This window comes from Superficieibacter sp. 1612_C1, assembly GCF_015234305.1.
Taxonomy (GTDB): domain Bacteria; phylum Pseudomonadota; class Gammaproteobacteria; order Enterobacterales; family Enterobacteriaceae; genus Superficieibacter.
This window is the reverse complement of sequence record NZ_JADGMI010000003.1, coordinates 81,276-104,753: the sequence shown is the minus strand read 5'-3', so window position 1 is coordinate 104,753 and position 23,478 is coordinate 81,276. Positions and strand designations below refer to the sequence as shown.

Here is a 23,478-nt window from a genome sequence, read left to right as displayed (position 1 = left end):
CAAAGTAAATAACTCTCCGGTATAAGGGCTTCATTTGTATAAAAATATGTCGCAATGGATATATGCATCCATATGGTGAATGTATATATCAATATATATTCACATTATTTATTATTTTGCCAGCGACGTGCCGGTCAGCGGTGATTTTTGCGGTACTGGAGCGGCGTCTCGCCAATTCCCTTTTTAAAGGAGGTAATAAACCAGGTCACATCAGAAAATCCGACCTGACAGGCGATGTCGCCGATACTTAACGTGCTGTGTAGCAGCAGTTCGCAGGCCTTGCGCAGGCGAATAGTGTTGAGATAGTCATGAATATTCTCCCCCGTTTCCAGATGAAAGCGGCGGGAGACGTAGCTGCGTGACTTTTGCAGATCCTGCGCCAGCCTCTCCAGACTAAACTTATGCCGATAATTCTCTTCCAGCCAGAACATCACCTCGCTGGCGATCCCCCGATGGCTCTCCGGCATTTTCTCCCGATCCTGCGGCAGCATACTGAATAACATAATCAGCAGACAGGCGACATTTTCCGTATTCAAACCGGTCTCCGCCGCCCTCTGCGCGTAGCGGCTAAACAGGGCATCAAGATGCGAATGTATTTCGCTGAGATCGGCAACAAACGCCTGGCCGCCGCGCGCGGAGAGCGCCAGCAGCCAGCTCTGGTTTTGTGGAAAATCGCGCAGCGTTTTGGCGATAACATGCTGATCGACGTGAATGATGGTCCGGCGATAGCTCTCCTGCGCCTTTTCGTCCACCATCACTTTATGAATGGTAAACGGTGGAAAGAAAAACATTCGCCCCGGCCGCATGGTGTACTGGCGGTTATTGACCATTACCACGCCGAAACCCTCCTCCACATACAGCACTTCCAGACACTGATGCCAGTGATGGTAGCGAACGGTATTCGCAAAAAGGCGGCTAAACGACACGACGGTATCGTTCAGCGCAATCAGCTCCAGACGTTCAGCATTCCAGTTCTCACCCATGTGCAACCAAATTAAATTTTTACGACCTGTAATTAATAAATAAACCACTATTTTAAATTTTCTCAATAGGTGGTTCAGTTAAATAATCCAGTTGTGACGTGGGTAACATTTCTGAGAGGTCGCGATTCTCTATGCTTTAGCCACTTTCGTAGAGGACAAACCAATGACTACGGCGACAAAAGAAAAATCAATATCGTTGTCTTCGCGCGACGACGTTATCGCGGCGCTGGTCTCAATGCTTGGCGCGCTGGATAAGCAATTTCCTGCCGACAGCGCACAGTTTCCGCTGGGCAATACCTGCGCGCATTATGACGTAGGGATCGCCAATATGGAGGGGCTGTCACGCGCGTTGTGGGGGCTTTTCCCACTGCTGGCAGGCGGCGTCGAAACGACGTTGAGCAAGAAATATATCGACGCCATCCGGCTGGGTACCGACCCGGAAAATGCAGGCTACTGGGGCGAAACCGGGCCTTACGATCAGCGGCTGGTAGAGATGGCGGCCTACGGTCTGGGGCTTGCCCTGTTACAGGATAAGCTCACCGACGTCTTTAGCGAGCGCGAGCTGCGCAATTTACACCGCTGGCTGGATCAAATCACCGATGCTGAAATGCCGGACAGTAACTGGAACTATTTCGCCATCATTGTGCAACTGGGCTTTAAGCGTGCCGGGCTGCCGTGGGATCAACAGGCGGTTGAGCGCCGCTTTAACCAGATGGAAGCCTACTATCTTGGCGACGGCTGGTACTCAGACGGTCCCGGCAGACCGAAAGATTATTACATCTCAATGGCGTTTCATTTCTACGGCCTGATTTACGCCACCCTGAATGCGGAAGACGATCCCGAACGCGCCGCCGTGCTGCGCGAGCGTTCATGTCGGTTTGCCGAAGATTTTATCTATATGTCGGCGGCAGATGGTGCGTCTGTGCCCTTTGGCCGCAGCCTGACCTACCGCTTTGCGATGGTCGCTTTCTGGAGCGCGGTGGCGTTTGCCGGGCTGGATGTGCTCACGCCGGGCGAAATTAAAGGCGTGATCCTGCGCCATCTGCGCTGGTGGCTGGATAAACCGATTTTTGATCGCGACGGCATTCTGACGCTGGGGTTCGCTTATCCCAACCTGACGATGTGCGAAGACTACAACTCGCCCGGCTCGCCGTACTGGGCGCTGAAGGTTTTCCTTATTCTTGCGTTGCCTGCGGAGCATCCATTCTGGCAGGCGGAAGAGAAAGCGCTACCGGAGCTGGCTGAGACCCGCGCTATTGCTCATGCCCAGCAGATCCTGATGCATAGTGAGGCATCGCAGCATGTGGTCATGCTGACTTCCGGACAGCTGGAGCTGAACAACTACGTCAATACCGAGGCGAAATACACCAAATTCGCTTACTCCAGCCGCTTCGGTTTTACCATCGAGCGCGGACGCTACGGGATTAAACACGCGGCCTGCGACAATATGCTGCTGCTCAGCGAGAACGACGATTACTTCCGCGGCCGCCGCGGCTGTGAGGCGGTACAGGTGCATGAGGACTTTATCTTCTCGCGCTGGTCTGCGTGGAACGATGTTCATATCGACAGCTGGCTTATCCCCTGCGGCGAGTGGCACCTGCGCGTGCATCGTATCGACAGTGCCCGTCGGTTAACCAGCGTGGAAGGGGGCTTTGCGGTAATGAAAGCGGCACACCAGCTCACGGATGACGGCTGTTTGATTCAGGCGGCGAACGGTGCCAGCACCATCCGCTGTCTTGCGGCGCAAGGAAAACGTCAGGCAGATTGCATTATTACTCCCCCGAACAGCAGCGTGATGTTCGCCGAATGCGCTGCCATTCCTGTGTTGCGCGGCGAGGTTCCGGTGGGCGTGAGCTGGCTCTATGGTGCGGTGGCGGCCAGCGGCGACAGCCGTAAAACCTTTGCGCAGGTGCCGGACCTGGCGATTGATAACCAGCAGATGATCGTAACCGATCCCGCGAGCGGGAAGCGGGTCGTCATTCCGCTGTGAGGCCGGCGATGTCCTGCCCGGTGGCGCTGCGCTTACCGGGCCTACGCTGGAGAATGGCCTGAACGTTTTTGTAGGTCGGATAAGGCGAAGCCGCCATCCGACAAGAATACGACGCTGTGGTCAATGATGAGTTACGCGCCCCCACACCCTCGCGGTGAGGGTGGTCTGACCCGGCAAAAAACCAACACATTGACTTTACTATCTACTCTATTTTCGTCGAGGAAAGTATGGAAAATACGCCAACGAAAAACAGAGCTGAATATTACAAAATCAGCTCTTTTATCTTTCTCTACTTTTTTACCTGGTCTGCGAGCATCGGTCTGCTGGCAATCTGGCTAGGGCAAAAAGCGAATTTAAGCGGCACTGAAATCGGCACCGTCTTCGCGGTTAACGGTATCTTCTCGGTGATCCTGAAGCCCATCTACGGCTATATTCTCGATAAAATTGGCATGAGTAAATATCTGCTCTATTTTGTCGTTATTATATCGGCACTAATGGCTCCGTTCTTTATTTATGTTTACCAGCCGCTATTAATCTCGAATACGCTGGCGGGCATTATCGTCGGGGCGATTTACCTGAGCTTCGCCTGGTATGCTGGCGTTGCCGCCTGCGAATCCTACTCCGACCGCTTTAGCCGCCTGAACGGCATGGAATTCGGTCAAATTCGTATGTGGGGATCGCTCGGCTGGGCGGTGGCATCCTCGTTCTCCGGACTGCTGTTTAACCTCTCTCCGGCGTATAACTTTATCCTCGGCAGCGTGGCGTCGATCGTTATGCTGATCGTCTTAATCAGCCTGAAGGTCAACGTGAATTCGGCACAGGCGGGCGAGGTACTGGCGAAACAAAAAATTGTGCCGGCTGACGTCTGGCAACTGCTGAAAAGCCGCAAATTCTGGGCCTTTTGCCTGTATGTCGCAGGCGTCGCGTGGATGATGTTTATTGCCGAGCAACAGTTCTCGCGCTATTTCGTCACCTTCTTTGATGACATTCATCAGGGCAACGCTATCTTCGGCTACCTCGGTACGGTGCAGTCCGGCATGGAATTCATCATGTATATGGTGGTTCCGTTCTTCGTCAACGCTATCGGCGCGAAGCGCGGTCTGCTGCTGGTGGGTGCGCTGGTCGGCGCGCGTCTGATTATTTCCGGACTGTGTGATTCTCACCTGCTGATTTCTATCCTCAAACCGCTTTACGGTCTGGAGATTTGTCTGTTGCTGGTCTCGGTATTTAAATATATCGCGGAGCATTTCGATAAGCGCGTTAACGCCACCATGTATTTACTCGGCTATCAGGCAATGCTGTATGTCGGTAATGTCGTGGTCTCTTCTCCGGCTGGCATATTGTATGACCGCATTGGCTTCGAGCACACCTATATCATTATGGGAGCTACGGCGCTGTTCTTTACGTTTATTTCTGCTTTCACGCTTTCCGCCTGTCAGGCGCGGGGGCGAGCAAAATATGATGTCGCTGAAAATAGCACTGTTAAATAAGGAACCGAAATATGTTAAATCACATCGCCGAGGAAAGATTACGTGAATGTCCGGATGCGCCATTAGATCCGCAGGCGCTGAAAGATCAATTAAACTCAGCACGTCATCACACCCTTGAACTGATTCGCCGTCATTTAACGGAGTTCGGTGAAAAATTCCCGGCGGAAGCCTGCGTTAATGGACAATATCCGCTAACGGATAATGTGGAGTGGACCACGAGCTTCTGGACCGGACAGCTCTGGCTGGCGTGGGAAATGAGCGGCGACGAGGCCTTCCGCCAGCTGGCGGAAAAGCACGTGCGCTCTTTTGGCGTGCGCATTGCCAGTCGTCACGATACCAATACTCATGACCTGGGCTTTTTATACACGCTCTCCTGTATGGCGGCCTGGCGGCTGACCGGCAACCGGGAGGCGCGCGGCTTTGCGTTACAGGCGGCGGAGGCGTTGCTGGAACGCTTTCATGCAAAGGCGCATATCATTCAGGCGTGGGGCGATCTTAAGGATCCTGAGCAGGCGGGACGGATGATTATCGACTGCAATATGAACCTGCCGCTGCTGTACTGGGCGACTGAGCAGACCGGCGATCCGCGCTATGCCGAAGCGGCGAAAGCACACGTCATGCAGGCGGCCAAATATCTGATCCGCCCGGATGCTTCTACTTTTCACACCTACTATATGGACGTTGTTACCGGCGAAGCGCGCTATGGCAATACGCAGCAGGGGTATGCGGACGACTCCTGCTGGTCGCGCGGCCAGGCGTGGGGAATTTACGGCTTCCTGCTGAGCTATCTCTATACCGGCGATAAAACCATGGTGGCGCTGTCGAAGCGGCTGGCGAACTATTTCCTCAACCGCCTGCCGGAAGACGGCGTGTGTCACTGGGATCTGGCGCTGGTCGGCACCGATGCGCTGCGCGACTCCTCCTCGGCGGCGATTGCGGTGTGCGGACTGCTGGAGCTGGTGAAACAGTTGCCGGTAACCGATCCGGATCGCGAAACGTATCAACAGTGGGCGCTGAAAATCTTCTCTTCGCTGACGGAAAACTACCTCACCGGGCTGAACGAGCCGGGGAACGGCCTGCTGAAGCATTCGGTTTATCATCTTGCCAGTGATAAAGGCGTGGATGAGTGCTGTAGCTGGGGGGATTATTTTTACGTGGAGGCGCTGGTCAGGATCACGCAAAGCTGGAAGTTGTACTGGTGAGGTCATGCCCGGTGGCGCTGCGCTTACCGGGCCTACGGTAAGCTGGTGAGGTCAGGCCCGGTGACTGGTTACCGGGCCTACGGTATAGAGCATGGTAGTGATCGTAGGCCGGGCAAACGCAGGGCCGCCCGGCAAACGAGGCAGAGCGCCGGATTAAACCCCTTGCTCCAGAATACGAATATGGGTCTCCAGAACGCTGCCTTTCACCGCCTCGCCGTGCGCTTTCATGTGCGGCGTTTGCAGGTGTGCTTCAAGGTGCGCCACGCTTTCCCACTGCTCCAGCATGATGATGGAATCCGGGGCCGTGGTCTGGAAACTAACGCCTGCCGCATGATCCACCAGCGGCGTATAGCCGTGACAACCCTCTTCCTGAAGAACGAGAGGAATAGTTTTTGCAAACTGGTCCAGCACTGCCTGACGATGATGCTGGCCTGGACGGGTACGAATTTCAGCAATGACTGTCAACATGATTTACTCAACTCCTTGTGCAATTAATCCCCACATTTAACCAAAAATCGCCGCCAGATGCTTGCGATATTCTGCGATATCGCGCGGAACATCGGGAAGTTTGATCACGTCGTTGGCAATAAAGGTTGGCAGGGGTTCGAGGGCCAGGAACTGATTGGCTTTATGGAACGGCAGGTACACGCCGTCCACGCCGACGCCATGGAAAAACTGCTCTTTATCGGTAAAGGCGTCCATCGGCGCGTTCCAGGTCAGGGAAAGCATATATTTTTTACCGTGCAGCAGGCCGCCGGAGCCATATTTTTTACTGGCATCGGAGCGGGTGCGTCCATCGCTGGCGTACAGCGAGCCGTGACCTTCGGTAAACACGTCATCGATGTACTTTTTCACGGTCCACGGCGCGCCCATCCACCAGCCCGGCATTTGCCAGATAATCGTGTCGGCCCACAGGAAGTTCTGCACTTCCTCTTTCACGTCGTAGTCGCTCTCTGCACGCACAACGCGGACCTGATGACCGGCATCGCGCAGGTAGCTTTGCGCGACATCCGTCATCGTATCGTTAAGCTGGCCGTTGGAGTGAGCGAACTTTTTCGCACCGTTAATAATCAGAATGTTGCTCATTATGTGTTCCTGATGAATTGCATTTGCCCGCTATAGTACGTCAGCGCGCAAAACGGTGAAATTAGCAAAATGTGCAAAGACTTTTGCTTATAGCGCAATAATAAGGTCACCAGCGTACCTGCACCTCAAACCCGCCGCCGGGCGCGTGGTCGAAAGAGACCGACATCTGATGCAGCGCCGCGATGCGCTGAACAATCGACAGCCCCAGCCCGCTCCCCGGCTCATCCTGACCAGGCGGACGGTAAAAACGCTCGCCAAGGCGCGCAAGCGTGTGGTTATCAACGCCGGGGCCGTTATCCCGCACCATAAAGCACTGGCTATCCAGGGTAATGGTGACCCGGCTACCCGGCGGACTATAGCGCACGGCGTTATCAAGCAGGTTGCGGACCAGCAGGCTCAACAGCAGCGGCTGCCCGGTATGCGTGACGTTTTCTGCGTTACGTTGCAGACCGACTTCTACGCCCGCCTGATGCGCGCAATGATAAATATCCATCACCGCCGATTGCAGCAGATCCGCCAGCGCAATCGGCTGCACGTCGTCAAGATTGTCCAGCGAATCCAGCCTTGAGAGGGTAAGTAGCTGATCGACCAGTCGGGTGGCGCGGTCGATCCCCGCATGCAACTGCGCCAGCGCTTTTTCCCGCGCCTGCGGATCGTCCATCGAAAGCTGGGCCACCTCGGTCTGCACCTTCAGTGCGGTCAGCGGACTGCGCAGTTCGTGTGCCGCATCCGAAGTGAACTGACGCTCGCGGGTCATCATCTCGTGCGTGCGATAAAACAGATGATTCAGCGCATCCACCAGCGGGCGAACTTCGCTGGGAACGCCTTTGGTGCTCAGGGTATCCGCCGTTTCCGGCGCGCGACGGCGCAGGGTATGGGTTAATTTCCTCAGCGGGGCCAGTTCGCGGTTCAGGAGCACGATTAACAGCAATAACATCAGCGGCAGGGCGATCAGCCACGGGGTAAGCTGCGAGGTAATAATCTTCAGCGCCATCTCCTCGCGATATTCCCACTCCTGGCCCACCACGATGCGATAGCGGTTATCCGGCGTCGTCAGCCACAGAAAGCGCCATTTGTCATCGTCGGTATTAAGGTAGCCATCCTCAAAGCCATCCTGATGATAATTAAACGGAATATCGCGGCCGTTTTCGCCATCATGCAGCACCATCACGCCGTCAGGCGTATAGATAGTGAAGGCCATCACGTCATCATCATAATGACCGTTTTTAACCCTTCTCGAGGGGATCAGCGGCGGTTGCGGCGAGCGGATCTCGTTAAAATCCATCGCGCTGATGCGCCGGGCAAACTGTAACTGCTGGGTATCAAACAGGGTATTAAGCTGCTTAGTGGTTTGATGCCAGGCGACCAGACTGGCACAAAACCAGGCGGTTAGCGCCAGCAGTAAAAAAAGCAGGGTTAGCCTGAGGCCCAGGCTCAGGCGTCGGGTAAAGATCATGCGTCACCTAGCGTATAGCCAATGCCGTGAACAGTACGGATAAACTCGCTGCCGATCTTACGCCGCAGGTGATGGACATGCACCTCAACGGCATTGCTCGACACTTCGTCATCCCAGGAATATAGCTTCTCCTCAATCAGCTTACGCGGCAGCACGCGTCCGACATTGCGCATCAACAGTTCAAGCAGCGCAAACTCTTTGGGCTTCAGGGACAAAGGCTCCCCGGCCAGCGTTGCCATCAAACTGCCGGGATCGAGCGTCACCTGACCGTGGCTCAGCTCGCTGCGTGATTTGCCGTGAGCGCGGCGGATCAGCGCTTCCAGGCGGGCGGCAACCTCAATTAAGGCGAAGGGTTTACACAGATAATCATCCGCGCCAAGCCGCAGCCCCTCGACGCGCTGCGTCAGGGCATCGCGCGCGGTGAGGATGAGTACCGGTTCGTCATGCAGCTTCTCGCGCCACTCGCGCAGAATATCCAGCCCGTCCATACCGGGCAGGGTGAGATCGAGGATCACCGCATCGTAAGGTGCGCTGTACAGTGCCGCTCGCCCCTCTTCGCCCCGGGTAAACCAGTCGAGGCTAAATCCCATTTTCGCCAGCCCGGCTTTTAAGCCATCGCCGATCAGCTTGTCATCTTCTATCAGCAAAATACGCATCAGACTCTCCGTGTTAATCCATCCACCCGCTTTGACCTTCTCACACTGAACGTGTTGCGGAGAATTATATTTCGTCTGCTTAAGAAGTTGTTAAGCATTACACTGTTTAATGAAGATGAAATAAACTGAAGGGAGAGGATCACATGAAAAAATTTGCCGCAATGGCTGCTGTCCTGGCGCTCTGTACTGCTCCGGCGTTTGCTGCCGATCAGGGCGGGTTTAACGGGCCAAATGCGACGCAGAACGCCGCGCAAAATGACGGATTCAAAGGCCCGAACAGTAGCGCGATTACCGTCGAAAACGCGAAAAAGCTCAATGACGATGCGCCGGTCACCCTGCGCGGTACGCTGGTTGAGCGCGTGGGTGACGAACTCTATCTGTTTAAAGATGCTTCCGGAACGATTAACGTCGATATCGATGACAAGCGCTGGAACGGCGTCACCATTACCCCGCAGGATACCGTTGAAATTCAGGGGGAAGTGGACAAAGGTCGTAACTCCATTGAGATTGACGTGAAACACATTAACAAAGTCGCTAAATAATTCCCCTTCGGGCCGGTTCTCCGGCCCTTTTCTTTGTGACTCAACGCGGCAGATAGGGTAGTATCTGCGGCAATATTGCCCCATAAATAGCCGGGTGTAAGTTGAGGAATCACAATCAATGAGCGATATGGCAGAGCGCCTTGCGCTGCATGAATTCACAGAAAACGCCTACCTGAACTACTCCATGTACGTCATCATGGACCGGGCATTGCCGTTTATTGGCGATGGCTTAAAGCCGGTGCAGCGCCGCATCGTTTACGCGATGTCGGAACTGGGGCTGAATGCCAGCGCGAAATTTAAAAAATCCGCCCGTACCGTCGGCGACGTTCTCGGTAAGTACCATCCGCACGGCGACAGCGCCTGCTACGAAGCGATGGTGCTGATGGCGCAGCCGTTCTCTTACCGCTATCCGCTAGTCGATGGCCAGGGGAACTGGGGTGCGCCGGACGATCCGAAATCTTTTGCGGCGATGCGTTATACCGAATCGCGCCTGTCCAAATACGCCGAGCTGCTGCTAAGCGAGCTGGGGCAGGGCACCGCCGACTGGGTGCCGAACTTCGACGGCACGATGCAGGAGCCGAAAATGCTGCCTGCGCGTCTGCCGAATATTCTGCTTAACGGCACCACCGGCATTGCGGTGGGGATGGCGACGGATATTCCACCGCACAACCTGCGTGAAGTGGCGAATGCGGCGATCAAATTAATTGAGCAGCCGAAAACCACACTGAACGACCTGCTGGATATCGTCCAGGGGCCGGACTACCCGACCGAAGCGGAAATCATCACCTCGCGCGCGGAAATTCGTAAAATTTACGAGAACGGGCGCGGTTCCGTGCGCATGCGCGCGGTATGGAAAAAAGAAGATGGCGCGGTGGTGATCACCGCACTGCCGCATCAGACCTCCGGCGCGCGCGTGCTGGAGCAGATCGCCGCCCAGATGCGCAACAAAAAGCTGCCGATGGTCGATGACCTGCGCGACGAATCGGATCACGAAAACCCGACGCGTCTGGTGATCGTGCCGCGCTCCAACCGGGTGGATATGGATCAGGTGATGAATCACCTGTTCGCCACGACCGATCTGGAAAAAAGCTACCGCATTAACCTGAACATGATCGGCCTCGACGGTCGCCCGGCGGTGAAAAACCTGCTGGAGATCTTAAGCGAATGGCTGGTGTTCCGCCGCGATACCGTGCGCCGCCGCCTCAATCACCGTCTGGAGAAAGTACTTAAGCGCCTGCATATCCTCGAAGGTTTGCTGGTCGCGTTTCTCAACATTGACGAAGTGATTGAAATCATCCGCACGGAAGATGAGCCGAAACCCGCGCTGATGTCGCGTTTTGGTATCAGCGAAACCCAGGCCGAAGCGATCCTCGAACTGAAACTGCGCCATCTCGCCAAACTGGAAGAGGTGAAAATTCGCGGCGAGCAGAGCGAGCTGGAAAAAGAGCGCGATCAGTTGCAGGGCATTCTGGCGTCCGAGCGTAAGATGAACACCCTGCTGAAGAAAGAACTTCAGGCTGATGCCGACGCGTTCGGCGATGACCGTCGTTCACCGTTGCAGGAGCGTGAAGAAGCGAAAGCGATGAGCGAGCACGATATGCTGCCGTCCGAACCGGTAACTATCGTCCTGTCGCAGATGGGCTGGGTGCGTAGCGCCAAGGGCCACGATATCGACGCGCAGGGGTTGAACTACAAAGCAGGCGATAGCTGGAAAGCCTCGGTAAAAGGTAAGAGCAATCAGCCGGTGGTGTTTATCGATACCACGGGTCGCAGTTACGCTATCGATCCTATCACGTTGCCGTCGGCGCGCGGGCAGGGCGAGCCGTTAACCGGCAAACTGACGCTGCCGCCGGGAGCGACGGTTGAGCATATGCTGATGACCGGCGACGAGCAGAAACTGCTGATGGCGTCGGACGCGGGCTATGGCTTTGTCTGCACCTTCAACGATCTGGTCTCGCGCAACCGCGCGGGTAAGACGCTGATTACGCTGCCGGAGAACGCGCACGTTCTGCCGCCGCTGGTGATCGAAGATGAATCCGATATGCTGCTGGCGATCACTCACGCCGGACGGATGCTAATGTTCCCGGTCAGCGACCTGCCGCAGCTGTCGAAAGGCAAGGGCAACAAGATCATCAGCATTCCTGGTGCTGAAGCGGCTGCCGGTACAGACGGCCTGGCGCATCTCTTCATCTTACCGCCGCAGAGCACGCTGACCATCCACGTCGGCAAGCGCAAGATCAAGCTGCGTCCGGAAGAGTTGCAGAAAGTGGTCGGCGAGCGTGGACGTCGCGGTTCGCTGATGCGCGGCCTGCAAAAAATCGACCGCGTGGATATCGACTCTCCGCGCCGGGCGAGCGCAGGCGATAGCGAAGAGTAAATCCTGATATCCCCTTCCGGCAGCGGAAGGGGATGCGGTTAAAAATTGCCGCAAAACCGTTGTTAATTCACCCGTTGCGATTAACAATACCCATTTTGGGAACCTGCAATTCACCACATACTGTTTCGCATAACGGTAACGTATAATTCTAAGCGAAACGGGTGTCAGAGGTAGCTATGCTTTCAATTTTGCGTTTAATTGTTGTGGTCATCTACAGCATCCTGGTATGCGTATTCGGCTGTATTTACTGTCTGTTTAGTCCGCGTAACCCAAAACACGTTGCCACCTTCGGCCATATGTTTGGTCGCCTCGCGCCGGTATTTGGCCTGAAAGTGGAGCGCCGACTTCCGCCCGATGCCGCAAACTTTGGCAACGCTATCTATATTGCTAACCACCAGAACAACTACGACATGGTCACGGCATCCAGCATCGTGCAGCCGCCAACCGTCACCGTCGGCAAAAAAAGCCTCGTCTGGATCCCGTTCTTCGGCCTGCTGTACTGGCTGACCGGCAACCTGCTGATTGACCGTAATAACCGTTCCCGGGCGCACAGCACCATCGCCGCCGTGGTCGATCAGTTCAAAAAGCGCCGTATTTCCATCTGGATGTTCCCGGAAGGAACGCGCAGCCGGGGGCGTGGCCTGTTACCGTTCAAGACCGGTGCCTTTCATGCGGCGATTGCGGCAGGCGTGCCGGTTATTCCGGTTTGCGTGTCGAACACCTCGAATAAAATCAAGCTTAACCGGCTGAATAACGGCCTGGTGATTGTTGAAATGCTGCCGCCGATTGATACCAGTGCGTGGGGCAAAGATCAGGTTCGCGATCTCGCCGCGCACTGCCGTGAAATCATGGCCGCTAAAATTGCAGAGCTTGATCAGGAAGTCGCCGAGCGGGAAGCGGCAGAGAAGCGTTAATCCGGTTTTGTCCGGCGGGAAATGGATCCCTTTTACCTATTTTTTCTCTATGGAGCACATATGTCACTCAGTCGGCGTCAGTTTGTTCAGGCATCAGGGTTGGCGCTTTGCGCTGGTGCGGTGCCGCTGAGGGCAAACGCTGCCGGACAGCAGCAGGCGTTGCCGGTTCCTCCGTTGCTGGAGTCCCGTCGCGGACAGCCGATCTTTCTGACGCTACAGCGTTCGCACTGGTCGTTTACGCCGGGCACGCGGGCGTCTGTCTGGGGCATTAACGGACGCTATCTGGGGCCGACCGTTCGCGTCTGGCGCGGTGATGACGTTAAGCTCATCTACAGCAACCGGATGACTGAGAACGTCGCCATGACCGTTAGCGGTTTGCAGGTCCCTGGGCCGCTGATCGGCGGCGCGGCACGGATGATGTCACCCAACGCGGACTGGGCACCGGTATTGCCCATTCGCCAGAGCGCTGCGACGCTGTGGTATCACGCCAACACCCCGAACCGCATGGCCGAGCAGGTCTATCAGGGCCTGGCCGGAATGTGGCTGGTGGAGGATGAAATCAGTAAGTCGTTGCCGATCCCGAGCCACTATGGCGTGGATGATTTCCCGATCATTCTTCAGGATAAACGGCTGGATAACTTCGGCACGCCGGAGTACAGCGAGCCGGGCAGCGGCGGATTTGTGGGCGATACGCTGCTGGTAAACGGCGCGCAGAGTCCTTACGTCGAAGTCTCTCGCGGCTGGGTACGCCTGCGCCTGCTGAATGCGTCTAACGCTCGTCGCTATCAACTGCAAATGAGTGACGGTCGCGCCATCCACGTGATCTCCGGCGATCAGGGCTTTCTGCCTGCGCCGGTATCGCTCAAACAGCTTTCGCTGGCACCGGGCGAACGGCGTGAGATCCTCGTGGATATGACCAACGGCGATGAAGTCTCCATCACCTGTGGCGAAGCGGCGGGCATTATGGACCGTATTCGCGGCTTCTTTGAACCGTCGAGCATCCTGATTTCGACCCTGGTGCTGACGTTACGTCCGACGGGCCTGCTGCCGCTGGTCACTGACAGCCTGCCGCAGCGCCTGCTGCCAGCGGAGTTGATCAGCGGCGCACCGGTGCGCAGTCGTGATATCAGCCTCGGCGACGATCCGGGCATCAATGGTCAGCTCTGGGATCCACAGCGGATCGATATTACTGCCCAGCAGGGAACCTGGGAGCGCTGGACGGTGCGTGCCGACGAGCCGCAATCTTTTCACATTGAAGGCGTGATGTTCCAGATCCGCAATGTGAACGGCGCAATGCCGTTCCCGGAAGACCGGGGCTGGAAAGATACCGTCTGGATCGACGGTCAGGTGGAACTGCTGGTCTATTTCGGTCAGCCATCATGGGCGCATTTCCCGTTCCAGTTTGCCAGTCAGACACTGGAAATGGCGGACCGGGGATCGATAGGACAGCTGTTGGTGAACCCGGCACCGTAACGTTTTTTTAGAGCCTGCCAGTGGCAGGCTCTGATTCAACAGACTAACCATGACCCACTACAGCAAAATCTCCCTTCATTTATCGATGATATTCGGCTTATAATCCACGCCCTTTGATTATTTTTTCCCCGGAAGCATTATGAGCGCAATATCCCTGATCCAGCCGGATCGTGACCTTTTCTCCTGGCCGCAGTACTGGGCGGCCTGCTTTGGCCCTGCGCCATTTTTGCCGATGTCGCGCGAAGAGATGGATCAACTTGGCTGGGATAGCTGCGACATTATTCTCGTCACCGGCGATGCGTATGTCGATCACCCGAGCTTCGGTATGGCGATTTGTGGGCGAATGCTGGAGGCGCAGGGCTTCCGGGTGGGGATCATCGCCCAGCCGGACTGGAACAGCAAAGATGACTTTATGCGCCTCGGCAAGCCGAATATTTTCTTCGGCGTGACGGCGGGCAATATGGACTCGATGATCAACCGCTATACCGCGGATCGCAAGCTGCGCCACGACGATGCCTATACACCGGATAACGTGGCGGGCAAGCGTCCGGATCGCGCAACGCTCGCCTATACCCAGCGCTGTAAAGAGGCGTGGAAAGACGTGCCGGTGATCCTCGGTGGTATTGAGGCCAGCCTGCGGCGCACCGCGCATTATGACTACTGGTCTGATACCGTGCGCCGCTCGGTGTTGGTGGATGCCAAAGCCGACATGCTGATCTTCGGCAACGGCGAGCGTCCGCTGGTGGAAGTGGCGCATCGTCTGGCGATGGGCGAGCCGATTAGCCAGATCCGCGATGTACGCAATACCGCGATTATCGTTAAAGAAGCGCTGCCGGGCTGGAGCGGGGTGGATTCCACGCGCCTCGATATGCCGGGGAAGATTGACCCGATCCCGCATCCTTACGGTGACGATCTGCCGTGCGCGGATAACAAACCGGTCGCGCCGAAAAAGCAGGAAGCGAAAACCGTCACCGTGCAGCCGCCGCGCCCGAAGCCGTGGGAGAAAACCTACGTCCTGCTGCCGTCCTTCGAGAAAGTGAAGGGCGACAAAGTGCTGTACGCCCACGCCTCGCGCATTCTTCACCATGAGACCAATCCAGGCTGTGCGCGGGCGCTGATGCAGAAGCACGGCGATCGCTACATCTGGATCAACCCGCCCGCCATTCCGCTCTCGACCGAAGAGATGGACAGCGTGTTTGCTCTGCCGTACCAGCGCGTGCCGCATCCGGCGTATGGCACCAGCCGTATTCCGGCGTATGAGATGATCCGCTTCTCCATCAACATTATGCGCGGCTGCTTCGGCGGCTGCTCGTTTACTCTTGTTTTTATGTATTTAGAGTTAAACTCTACTTTTCTATTTTTAGAATTCAAGCTATTCATCGTAATTGAGAGATATCCTTTTAATGTTCAGCAAGCCTGTTAAAAGCACTTTATCTGAACCGCGTTTTGCCTAAATCCTGCTCAATATATACTCTCCCTGAGTTCTGAAATCCTCAAATTCCCCAATCTTAAAGCATTGATACATAGATGATGTCAGATAATGCGCAATCATCTCACCGCCAATATGGATCCGTTCCGGGTGTGAGTATGTCGCCTGTATAGCCCTTTGTTCATTCATCATTACAGGAATTGTCTGCAACAAATCCCCATCCAGGATTTGGCACTCAGGTTTTACTCCTGTTCCGTATTGTAATTGCTCTGATTCGAAATCATGGACTGAGCGATAGGCGAACGAAACGATATTTCCTGTTTCCTCGCAAATTGCGAACTGATAAACACTGGTTGTCACCGTTGAAGAAGAGGGAATTGCATGGTCATGCTTGTATTGTTTCCACAGCCTCCTTAGACAGGCCGATGTATGATAATTGAGATTTTGTATACCTGATACGACCATTCTGGTTGATGCTTCAAGCAACCAGGTGTTAGAAAATCCACCTGCCCCCGTACCTGCTATGATGGTTCTTAGCTGGGGGATGTAACCTGCTTTGGAAACAAAAGATAACGGCTCCCCATTATCGGTGACGGCAAGGGTATCTGTTACAATCAGTGCTTGTGCTTCGTCTGTATAAAATATCAGTGATGACATATTTTCCTCATCCAGAAAAGACATTACATGAATCACAGAACAGGTCACTACAACCACGTGAAAGGGAGTCAGACCATTTTCCAGAGGTAAATATATTCTTGTGTTTGGACGCGTTGCGGTTCTCTGTAAAAAATATATAGCACAAACAAAAGTCCCCGCAGGGATAAATATAGTTATATGCGCTTTTTCTGCTGGCTTTTACAATTGAAAGTGACAGGTAAACGAAATGTGTTACAGGTTTCTTTTGCTTTTCGTTGGGTTCTGTATATGCGAATTTACCCTGTGTGTTATTTTTGCAATGGACTCAGGCTGTATTCAATCAATTAAGGTTTACTTCTGGCATTAAGATGTATCCGTTGCCTGTTTTTTAAGGGCACGGTTTGTGCCGGGAAATGAAAATCACATCTTAAGTTCTTCACTCAAAGGATTTGTGATGTTTATCACGTATGGTCCGGGTAACGTGTTGAGGTCAATGTATTGCATCGTGATGGTGTCGTTACATCTTTTACTTTCCTCCTGATTTGCATATTCACTCCCGGCAACCTGGTTGTTTGTTTTTTCTTCTTCCGGATTTATAGTGTAGGCATGAGGTGGCGTTTCAGGGCGACAGACTGTGAGGATAATCACTAACATTCATGCGCGTTATGGGCGTGTCAGCAAACTGGATGCAACAGAGCCGAAACTGAAATTTGAACCCGGATTTCTGTATGCTGAAATACCTTATATTAGCGGCATCCAGAATCGAAAACTGAGCCGATATGTACACTTTTATCTTATGGATAAAGCTATCCTGCAGGCCAGGGATTTAAAGCCTTTAGCCCGGGCATTTTTACGCTGGATAAGGTGGCTGGAGGATAACGGACTTGACCCTTTCACCCCGGGAACGTTGAAATACCAAAGCCCTACATATGGCTTCAGGGAGTATCTTCTGGGGGCCGTAAGGCAGGGGCGCATCGCCTCATCCACCGCGGCGGTGTACATCAGCGTTATCCGACGGTTTTACGTATTTCTGGGCAAGTGTGGTGAGCTGGCTGCCAGCTCATTTTTTACGTTGGTCGAAAAAGTCGTTGACGGGCGACGCAAGGTGATAAGTTCGGATCTTGCCATCAGGATAACCAGCACAACAAAAAGGACAATCAACCCACTGAATGATGCAGAGGTTCATATCCTGGATGAGGCACTGAAATCTGAGTCCGGGTTGTTCAGTTTAATGATTGTGCTGATGAAAAATTGTGGGTTACGGCTGGATGAAATGCTGACCCTGCCGTCGTCACTCTTTACTGAAGAGTACCTTGCCAGTGTCCCTGTATCTGAGTTGACCATCAGGGGGCTTCATATTGGTCCGAGATGCGGAGTTCATACGAAGTTTGGGATGACGCGAGAACTCTTCATCACCAGACGATTGTACGAGCAGGTTCTGGATTATCTGGCGGATGAGGAGTATGAAAAGAAGATCCAAAAATGGCGTGCACGACAGGGTGGGGAAGGGCGGCACGAGCCTTTATTTTTAATGGCAAACGGGAAACGGATGTCTGAAAAAGCCTTTTACTCCCGCTGGTACAGTTTTCGCCATCGCCTGGCCCGGTCTGCTCCGGGAAATGTGTTCAGACATAAACCCCATGATTTGCGGGCAACGTTTGCGACCCATTTTTTACGCTCGGCACTGAGTTGCTATCCCGATCAGGCCGCAAATGCGCTGGGTACAGTAAAATACTGGATGGGCCATAAAAGCGAAAATACGACGATGAAATACATCGTCTTTCTTCAGCAAAACCAGATTTCTGATGCAGTCGCCGGGGTCATGGACGCATTGATTGACGGTGCTGCAGGTCGCGATGGAGCCATATATGAGCCGGAGTGAAACGCAGATAACGTGGATGGCCGAAAATGTGCTGTCATGGGAGACGGTCAGCGGACACATCACTCAGCGGGATCTGAACCGATATTATTTACTTGACGTTTATCTTCAGGCTCATTTTTCAGATTATGTGTTGCTCCCCGGATGGTTTAGTGAACATTCGCATCTTGCCCGCCCTGAAAAACGCGATTTTATTGCCTCTCTGAAACGATTTCTTCTGTCTTACCGTCCCGCCGGAAGGTTAACCATTTTCCGTTATCTCAATATGTTTTTTATATGGCAGTCAGTCAATCAGTATGACTATGGCACGGCTGAAGGCGTTGAAATGTATATTAAACATCTCATGAACGATATTCGTCGGCGAAAAATTTCAGTCAGGATGGCAAGACACTACTTGTCCGTGGTCAACCGGTTTTTGCTTACGGGCGGGCAGATTCAGAGGCGGTATGAATATGAATTCTTACCGAAAGGAACGTATCAGCAGCAGGGAAGGGATAGCTATACCAGGAATGAACTTTCCGAGATCCTGAGGCAGTTGTCATCCATGAATGAGTTCCTTGCGGGATGTATCCGGGAGCATATCGCTAAATCGGAAAAAGGGGTGCGGCATTTCTCACCGTCTTTGCTGGCACCTGTTTATGAAGCGTATTTCCGGTATCCGGGAGAGAACGGGGTCAGCAGGGCAGAGATCATCATCAGGGACGTTCTGGAAAATTACTTTCTTACTTCTTTTTTTCTGTTCTGTTACCACACATGGGGAAACACCTCTCAGGTTCTGGGTCTGACGCGGGATGATATACATCTGGATGAAAAGGGTATCAGCACTGATTATGTTTATAAGGGGAGAGCGAATAAGTATATACGTCTGACGATAGGTAAATCGGAGTATGTGACCAAACGTGCGGGCTATTACTGGTTTCTGTCTTTTATCAGGCTCAGGGACGACATCGTTAACTATCTGGTTTCCGCAGATAACTTCCCTCCGGTACAGGCGCTGTTTCTGAGTGAGCCGCAGGTGAAATTCCGTAAGCTTTATTCTCTTAATCCCAGTCATCTGACTAAATTTTCTAACTCTGAGGGGGCGTGGGCCACGATGCGGCAGCTTAATCCCTCGCTTCCATCAATTACCGTTTCTGGCTTGCGCAAAACGTCTGAGCAGTATACGGACAGAACATTAAAGAATGGTCTGATTACGGCGGAAAAAGCACAGCATAACTGGGGCACTTACAGGCGGAATTATGCTGCAGGTAACCCACAGGGGGCGAAGGAAAACTTCAGTGCTGCACTTGATACGCTTATGAATCAGGGGATTGCGACACGTGCGTTATCCGAGCGGGTAAAAGTTGCTGATGAGCTGGGGATCGATCTGCGTGGAAGCGATGAGGGTGTGGATCTTTTATTGAATGGCCTGGGATGTCGATCGCAGGAGCCGCCTACAGATATTGAATTGCGCTTTATAAAAAAGCAAAAACGATTTGGCCGGACACCAAAGGCTTGTGCGGATTTTTCTCATTGTGTCGAATGTTCAAAAAGTTGCGTTGTGGAAACGCTGGAGTCTGTATGGCTCCTGCTGTCATTCAGGCATGCTATCGAGTATGGAAAACCGTTGTACATCGGTTCGGTCAATGCTGTGGAGCGTTATGAAACGTTACTCCTGAAGATTGATTTACGGCTTGGGCTGGTAGATGAGGCGACCCTGAAAAAAGCGCGCGTTAAACTTCAGCGAGAAGGTGTGGCTCCGGTATGGCAGATTTGAAGAAAAAAGAGGTAAGCCGTAGTCGAATGGCGGAGTTTCCTGCCGGAACGCCGCTTCGTTCAGGGGATGAGTTTCCGACTGAGGATATCATCTGTGAGGCACTAGAAAACAAAAGCTTTGAACGTCTGAATAACTGCCTGGTTATCGCCAGCTCAGATGAACATGATATGCGTTTTATCAATGAGGAGACGCTGAATATTTATTTCAGGGATGATGTCTGGACCAATCGCTATGTCAGAACCCATATTGGTGAAACGTTAAGAACCGTTAATTTTTCAGGCATACGGGATCCTGAACTGCGTCTTGAAGCCAAAATCATCTCAGCCAGCCTGCTCTGGATTGTCGGCAGGACCGCGAAGACGCAGTCCCTGATCCGGAAATGTGCAAACATTGTGGCGGGAGCCCGTATTATTGAGTCTATGGGGTATCGCAGTCTGTTTCAGCTTCGTTTTCCGCTTGTCCGGAATGCTTTCATTGTAAAGATGAAGGAGGAGGATGAGCACGGCAGGAAGCGTTCTGAAAGAACATTACGTAATTACTTTATGGACCTGGCGGATATCTCGCTGACAGGTCATACCCGTCTTCGAAAATACGGTTACTTTCCTGATATTAGCTTCGACAGTTACAACAGTGTGGATGATTCAAACCAGACATATTGTATGCCTTTCAGTCTTATGATGTCTGTCTGGGAAGGGCTGATTACTGAACTGGATGCTGAAATCAGTGATTTCGATTTTGACGGGTTTTCCCGGCTGTGCGCTATCATAAACGGTTTTTATGATTCGCCTTACTATACGTCGATGCTGGAAGCCCGTAAAAGAGGGACAGCAAAAAGCATACCGGATTACCGGGCCGCGTATTACTACAATATTGTTGCCGGGGAAATTCGGGCGCTTTTCGCGACACTTGGCCCCGGGATGCAGGGCTGGTTCTCGGTACATAAAAATAAGCGCTGGAGATCTGATTTTATTGGCGTTGATCACATAAAGCTGAACACCTGGCATTTTGAGCTGACGTTAAAAGTCATGAATGTGATACAGGCCATGTCGGGGATGAGACACAGCGAAGTGCTTGGCGTGATGCACGGTTCACTGATTTATGATGGTGATATCCTGGGACTTCGTTCGGTGTTGCATAAGTTCGCCCCGGAAGGTGGAAGTCACGAAGACTGGGTTGTTTGTCGCTATGTGGAAAAGCCTTTTCAGCATTTACGCAGAATTAATCAAATCATGACAGGCCTGGACGGGAAGACGCTGGACAATGTTCCATTGTCTTTAAATATCAGGTCGTGGTTCTCGGAGCAAAAACTCTCTTTTATGGGGACGCAGCGCCAGACTGAGTGGGCAAAGAAATTTGTGAAAAGACACCATCTGTTCATCCGACGTGACCATATTGATGAGTTCAGGCTTTTAAATCCAAACATACGTGATGATGAACGCGTTGCGATGGAGATTCGGGAGGGGGCTTTCTGGCCATTGCGAACCCATCAGTTTCGCCGTTCACTTGCTGTACACCTCAGGCGTCTTGATCTGATTTCTACTAATGATCTTATCCGGCAGTTTAAGCACTTAATCAGAGGCATGACGGAGTGGTATATGTCCGGTGCACTCAACGCTTCGCATTTTAGCCGGGCGATCCCTCAGGCATTCGCTGCCGAGATTGAGAGGGTTGATACCGAACTCTCAGCTTCCAGGGCTGTTTCTTATCAGCATGAAGGCCTGCTTTATGGCGAAGGCGGGAAGTTACTGATGTCCCAGAGAGGTGGGCACTTACATCAGATGACGTTTCCTACACTGAAAAAAGCGATGAGCATGGCTAAACGAGGCGGGCAAAAACTGGTATCTCTTGGAAACGGTTTTTATTGCATGAATGGCCATGACTGCGAGTTTAAGGCGGTTGTTCAGTCAGCGTCCTGCAATCCGGGATGTGAGAACATGCTGGCCGGAGCTGATTCTGTTCCCGTGTGGAAACGCAGGATGGCTCATTATGACAACCTTCTGGAGATTGCCGTGCGAAATAATGCTCCTCAGGCTGACAGGGATTTTCTGATGCTTGAGAGAGATTTTTATGCAGATGCTGTCCGTTTTTTTGAAAAGGATGAATAGAGCATGACGAACGAACAGTCGGGGGTTAAAAAAACACAGGCAAGAGCAGAGCAGGCCCTGAGGGAACTGATGTTATCAGGGGAGCGTATCAGCCAGTATGCTGTGGAAAAACGAGCGGGGCTGGCAAACGGCACCCTGAATTATAACTGTCCTGAGTACAGGCAGGTCAGGGAGGCTATCCGCAGTCTGAAAAAAACGTGCCAGGGCACCGCGCCGGTTGATGAGCAGGGCATTGAGCAGCAGATCAAGCTGAAAGAAAAGTATCGCCGTCAGAGAAATGAGCTGAGGGAAGAAATCAAAAAGATGATGGCTGAAAATGTAGAGCTGTTACATAACCTTATACTTTTACAGCAGTATGTCAGGGAGCTTGAACGCAACACCGGGAGGGAGAAAGGGGACGTCATTCCGTTCTCGGGTGGTGTCAGGGACTGAGGCTATACTGAACGGAAGGACGCGAGGTGAATCGCCACAGGTTTAACAGACACCTCAGAGTCATTTAAGATGACTTAAAGAGAGGTGCCCATGAGCGGTAAGCGTTATCCTGAAGAGTTTAAAATTGAAGCAGTCAAACAGGTTGTTGATCGCGGTTATTCTGTTGCCAGCGTTGCAACGCGTCTCGATATCACCACCCACAGCCTTTACGCCTGGATAAAGAACTACGGTCCGGATTCTTCCACTAATAAAGAACAGTCAGATGCTCAGGCCGAGATCCGCCGTCTTCAGAAAGAGCTGAAGCGGGTTACCGACGAACGGGACATATTAAAAAAAGCCGCGGCGTACTTCGCAAAGCTGTCCGACTGAGGTACGCCTTTATTCGTGACAACACCTATTGCTGGCCTGTTCGCCTGCTCTGTCGGGTGCTGGATGAACATCCCAGTGGTTTTTACGCCTGGCTTCAGCAGCCGCATTCACAACGCCATCAGGCAGACCTGAGACTGACAGGACAGATTAAACAGTTCTGGCTGGAATCGGGATGCGTCTATGGTTATCGCAAAATCCATCTGGATCTGCGGGACAGCGGGCAACAGTGCGGAGTGAACAGAGTCTGGCGACTGATGAAACGTGTCGGGATAAAGGCTCAGGTCGGATACCGGAGCCCGAGGGCATGTAAAGGCGAGGCCAGTATCGTGTCGCCCAACAAGCTCCAGCGACAGTTCAATCCGGATGCTCCGGATGAGCGTTGGGTAATCACAGCGTGGTTTCCTCAAACCCTCGCTGTGAATTAACTGAAATACTTCATTGAAGCTGTAACCAAACAGTTAACTGAAAGAATGAGCCCGCAGAGCATTGCACAGCGATGACACCATTTGTTGAGCTTCACCGTTTTCGCATACAACCGTCCGGAATTTGGAAAAGCACTGTCTTTTTGTACTGACCGATCATGATTAAGTGACACCTCTTCGAAAAAGAGAGCGCGATGAGCGATTAATATATGGCTCGAAAGACAATTATGTTGGGCTTTTATGACCGCTGTCAGAGGTATTATCTTACCCGGACGGCAACA

General features: G+C 53.0%; 17 protein-coding genes and 2 pseudogenes. 13 read left to right on the top strand and 6 right to left on the bottom strand.

Annotation, left to right across the window (positions count from 1 at the left end; genetic code table 11):
* Window positions 1–134: 134 nt before the first annotated feature.
* Entirely contained in the window at window positions 135–983 is an 849-nt protein-coding gene (locus INT84_RS11555) for an AraC family transcriptional regulator (protein ID WP_194206895.1), read from the bottom strand.
* Between the two features lie 163 nt (window positions 984–1,146).
* Here INT84_RS11555 and INT84_RS11550 point away from each other — a divergent pair, with 163 nt between their 5' ends.
* From INT84_RS11550 to INT84_RS11540, 3 genes are all read left to right on the top strand, one after another.
* Complete coding sequence (locus INT84_RS11550; RefSeq protein WP_194206894.1) at window positions 1,147–2,973, top strand: DUF2264 domain-containing protein; 1,827 nt, start codon at window positions 1,147–1,149, stop codon at window positions 2,971–2,973.
* Window positions 2,974–3,200: 227 nt separating this feature from the next.
* The gene (locus tag INT84_RS11545; protein WP_194206893.1) at window positions 3,201–4,463 is read left to right on the top strand and encodes an oligosaccharide MFS transporter; all 1,263 of its coding nucleotides are present in this window, start codon (window positions 3,201–3,203) and stop codon (window positions 4,461–4,463) included.
* Window positions 4,464–4,474: 11 nt separating this feature from the next.
* On the top strand, window positions 4,475–5,665 hold the full coding sequence (locus INT84_RS11540) for a glycoside hydrolase family 88 protein (protein ID WP_194206892.1): 1,191 nt from the start codon (window positions 4,475–4,477) through the stop codon (window positions 5,663–5,665).
* Window positions 5,666–5,818: 153 nt separating this feature from the next.
* Here INT84_RS11540 and INT84_RS11535 read toward each other — a convergent pair whose 3' ends face one another.
* The 4 genes from INT84_RS11535 to qseB all read right to left on the bottom strand — a co-directional run bounded on the left by INT84_RS11535 (window position 5,819) and on the right by qseB (window position 8,863).
* Entirely contained in the window at window positions 5,819–6,133 is a 315-nt protein-coding gene (locus tag INT84_RS11535) for a putative quinol monooxygenase (RefSeq protein ID WP_176918446.1), read from the bottom strand.
* 36 nt (window positions 6,134–6,169) lie between these two features.
* Complete coding sequence (locus tag INT84_RS11530) at window positions 6,170–6,751, bottom strand: NAD(P)H-dependent oxidoreductase (RefSeq protein ID WP_194206891.1); 582 nt, start codon at window positions 6,749–6,751, stop codon at window positions 6,170–6,172.
* Window positions 6,752–6,857: 106 nt separating this feature from the next.
* Window positions 6,858–8,207 (bottom strand): quorum sensing histidine kinase QseC, encoded by a 1,350-nt coding sequence (gene qseC / locus INT84_RS11525; RefSeq protein ID WP_194206890.1) that lies wholly within the window; start codon window positions 8,205–8,207, stop codon window positions 6,858–6,860.
* Window positions 8,204–8,863: a quorum sensing response regulator transcription factor QseB gene (gene qseB, locus INT84_RS11520; protein ID WP_194206889.1), complete on the bottom strand. Its 660-nt coding sequence runs from the start codon at window positions 8,861–8,863 to the stop codon at window positions 8,204–8,206. The genes qseC and qseB overlap by 4 nt, the downstream gene beginning before the upstream one ends.
* A gap of 143 nt (window positions 8,864–9,006) precedes the next feature.
* Here qseB and INT84_RS11515 point away from each other — a divergent pair, with 143 nt between their 5' ends.
* From INT84_RS11515 to INT84_RS11495, 5 genes and pseudogenes are all read left to right on the top strand, one after another.
* Window positions 9,007–9,405: a YgiW/YdeI family stress tolerance OB fold protein gene (locus INT84_RS11515; RefSeq protein WP_194206888.1), complete on the top strand. Its 399-nt coding sequence runs from the start codon at window positions 9,007–9,009 to the stop codon at window positions 9,403–9,405.
* A 118-nt stretch (window positions 9,406–9,523) separates the two neighbouring features.
* Entirely contained in the window at window positions 9,524–11,782 is a 2,259-nt protein-coding gene (gene parC, locus INT84_RS11510) for a DNA topoisomerase IV subunit A (protein ID WP_194206887.1), read from the top strand.
* A 176-nt stretch (window positions 11,783–11,958) separates the two neighbouring features.
* Window positions 11,959–12,696, top strand: a complete 738-nt coding sequence (plsC, locus tag INT84_RS11505; protein WP_194206886.1) for a 1-acylglycerol-3-phosphate O-acyltransferase — start codon at window positions 11,959–11,961, stop codon at window positions 12,694–12,696.
* 60 nt (window positions 12,697–12,756) lie between these two features.
* A complete protein-coding gene (ftsP, locus tag INT84_RS11500; RefSeq protein ID WP_194206885.1) occupies window positions 12,757–14,169 on the top strand; it encodes a cell division protein FtsP in 1,413 nt (470 codons plus the stop codon).
* A 139-nt stretch (window positions 14,170–14,308) separates the two neighbouring features.
* Window positions 14,309–15,484: pseudogene (locus tag INT84_RS11495) on the top strand (YgiQ family radical SAM protein); the annotation flags it as partial.
* A gap of 135 nt (window positions 15,485–15,619) precedes the next feature.
* On the opposite strand, the gene INT84_RS11490 reads toward INT84_RS11495, so the two are convergent.
* Window positions 15,620–16,279, bottom strand: coding sequence for a hypothetical protein (locus INT84_RS11490; RefSeq protein ID WP_223861955.1), 660 nt, complete (start codon window positions 16,277–16,279; stop codon window positions 15,620–15,622).
* A 589-nt stretch (window positions 16,280–16,868) separates the two neighbouring features.
* On the opposite strand from INT84_RS11490, the gene INT84_RS11485 reads away from it, so the two are divergent.
* The 5 genes and pseudogenes from INT84_RS11485 to INT84_RS11465 form a co-directional block, all read left to right on the top strand.
* Window positions 16,869–18,116 (top strand): site-specific integrase, encoded by a 1,248-nt coding sequence (locus INT84_RS11485; RefSeq protein ID WP_007897923.1) that lies wholly within the window; start codon window positions 16,869–16,871, stop codon window positions 18,114–18,116.
* Window positions 18,103–19,869, top strand: a complete 1,767-nt coding sequence (locus tag INT84_RS11480; protein ID WP_007897920.1) for a hypothetical protein — start codon at window positions 18,103–18,105, stop codon at window positions 19,867–19,869. The genes INT84_RS11485 and INT84_RS11480 overlap by 14 nt, the downstream gene beginning before the upstream one ends.
* Window positions 19,857–21,974, top strand: coding sequence for a hypothetical protein (locus tag INT84_RS11475; RefSeq protein ID WP_017384059.1), 2,118 nt, complete (start codon window positions 19,857–19,859; stop codon window positions 21,972–21,974). The genes INT84_RS11480 and INT84_RS11475 overlap by 13 nt, the downstream gene beginning before the upstream one ends.
* A gap of 3 nt (window positions 21,975–21,977) precedes the next feature.
* A complete protein-coding gene (locus INT84_RS11470; RefSeq protein ID WP_017384060.1) occupies window positions 21,978–22,406 on the top strand; it encodes a hypothetical protein in 429 nt (142 codons plus the stop codon).
* 90 nt (window positions 22,407–22,496) lie between these two features.
* Window positions 22,497–23,185: pseudogene (locus INT84_RS11465) on the top strand (IS3 family transposase); the annotation flags it as partial.
* Window positions 23,186–23,478 lie beyond the last annotated feature (293 nt).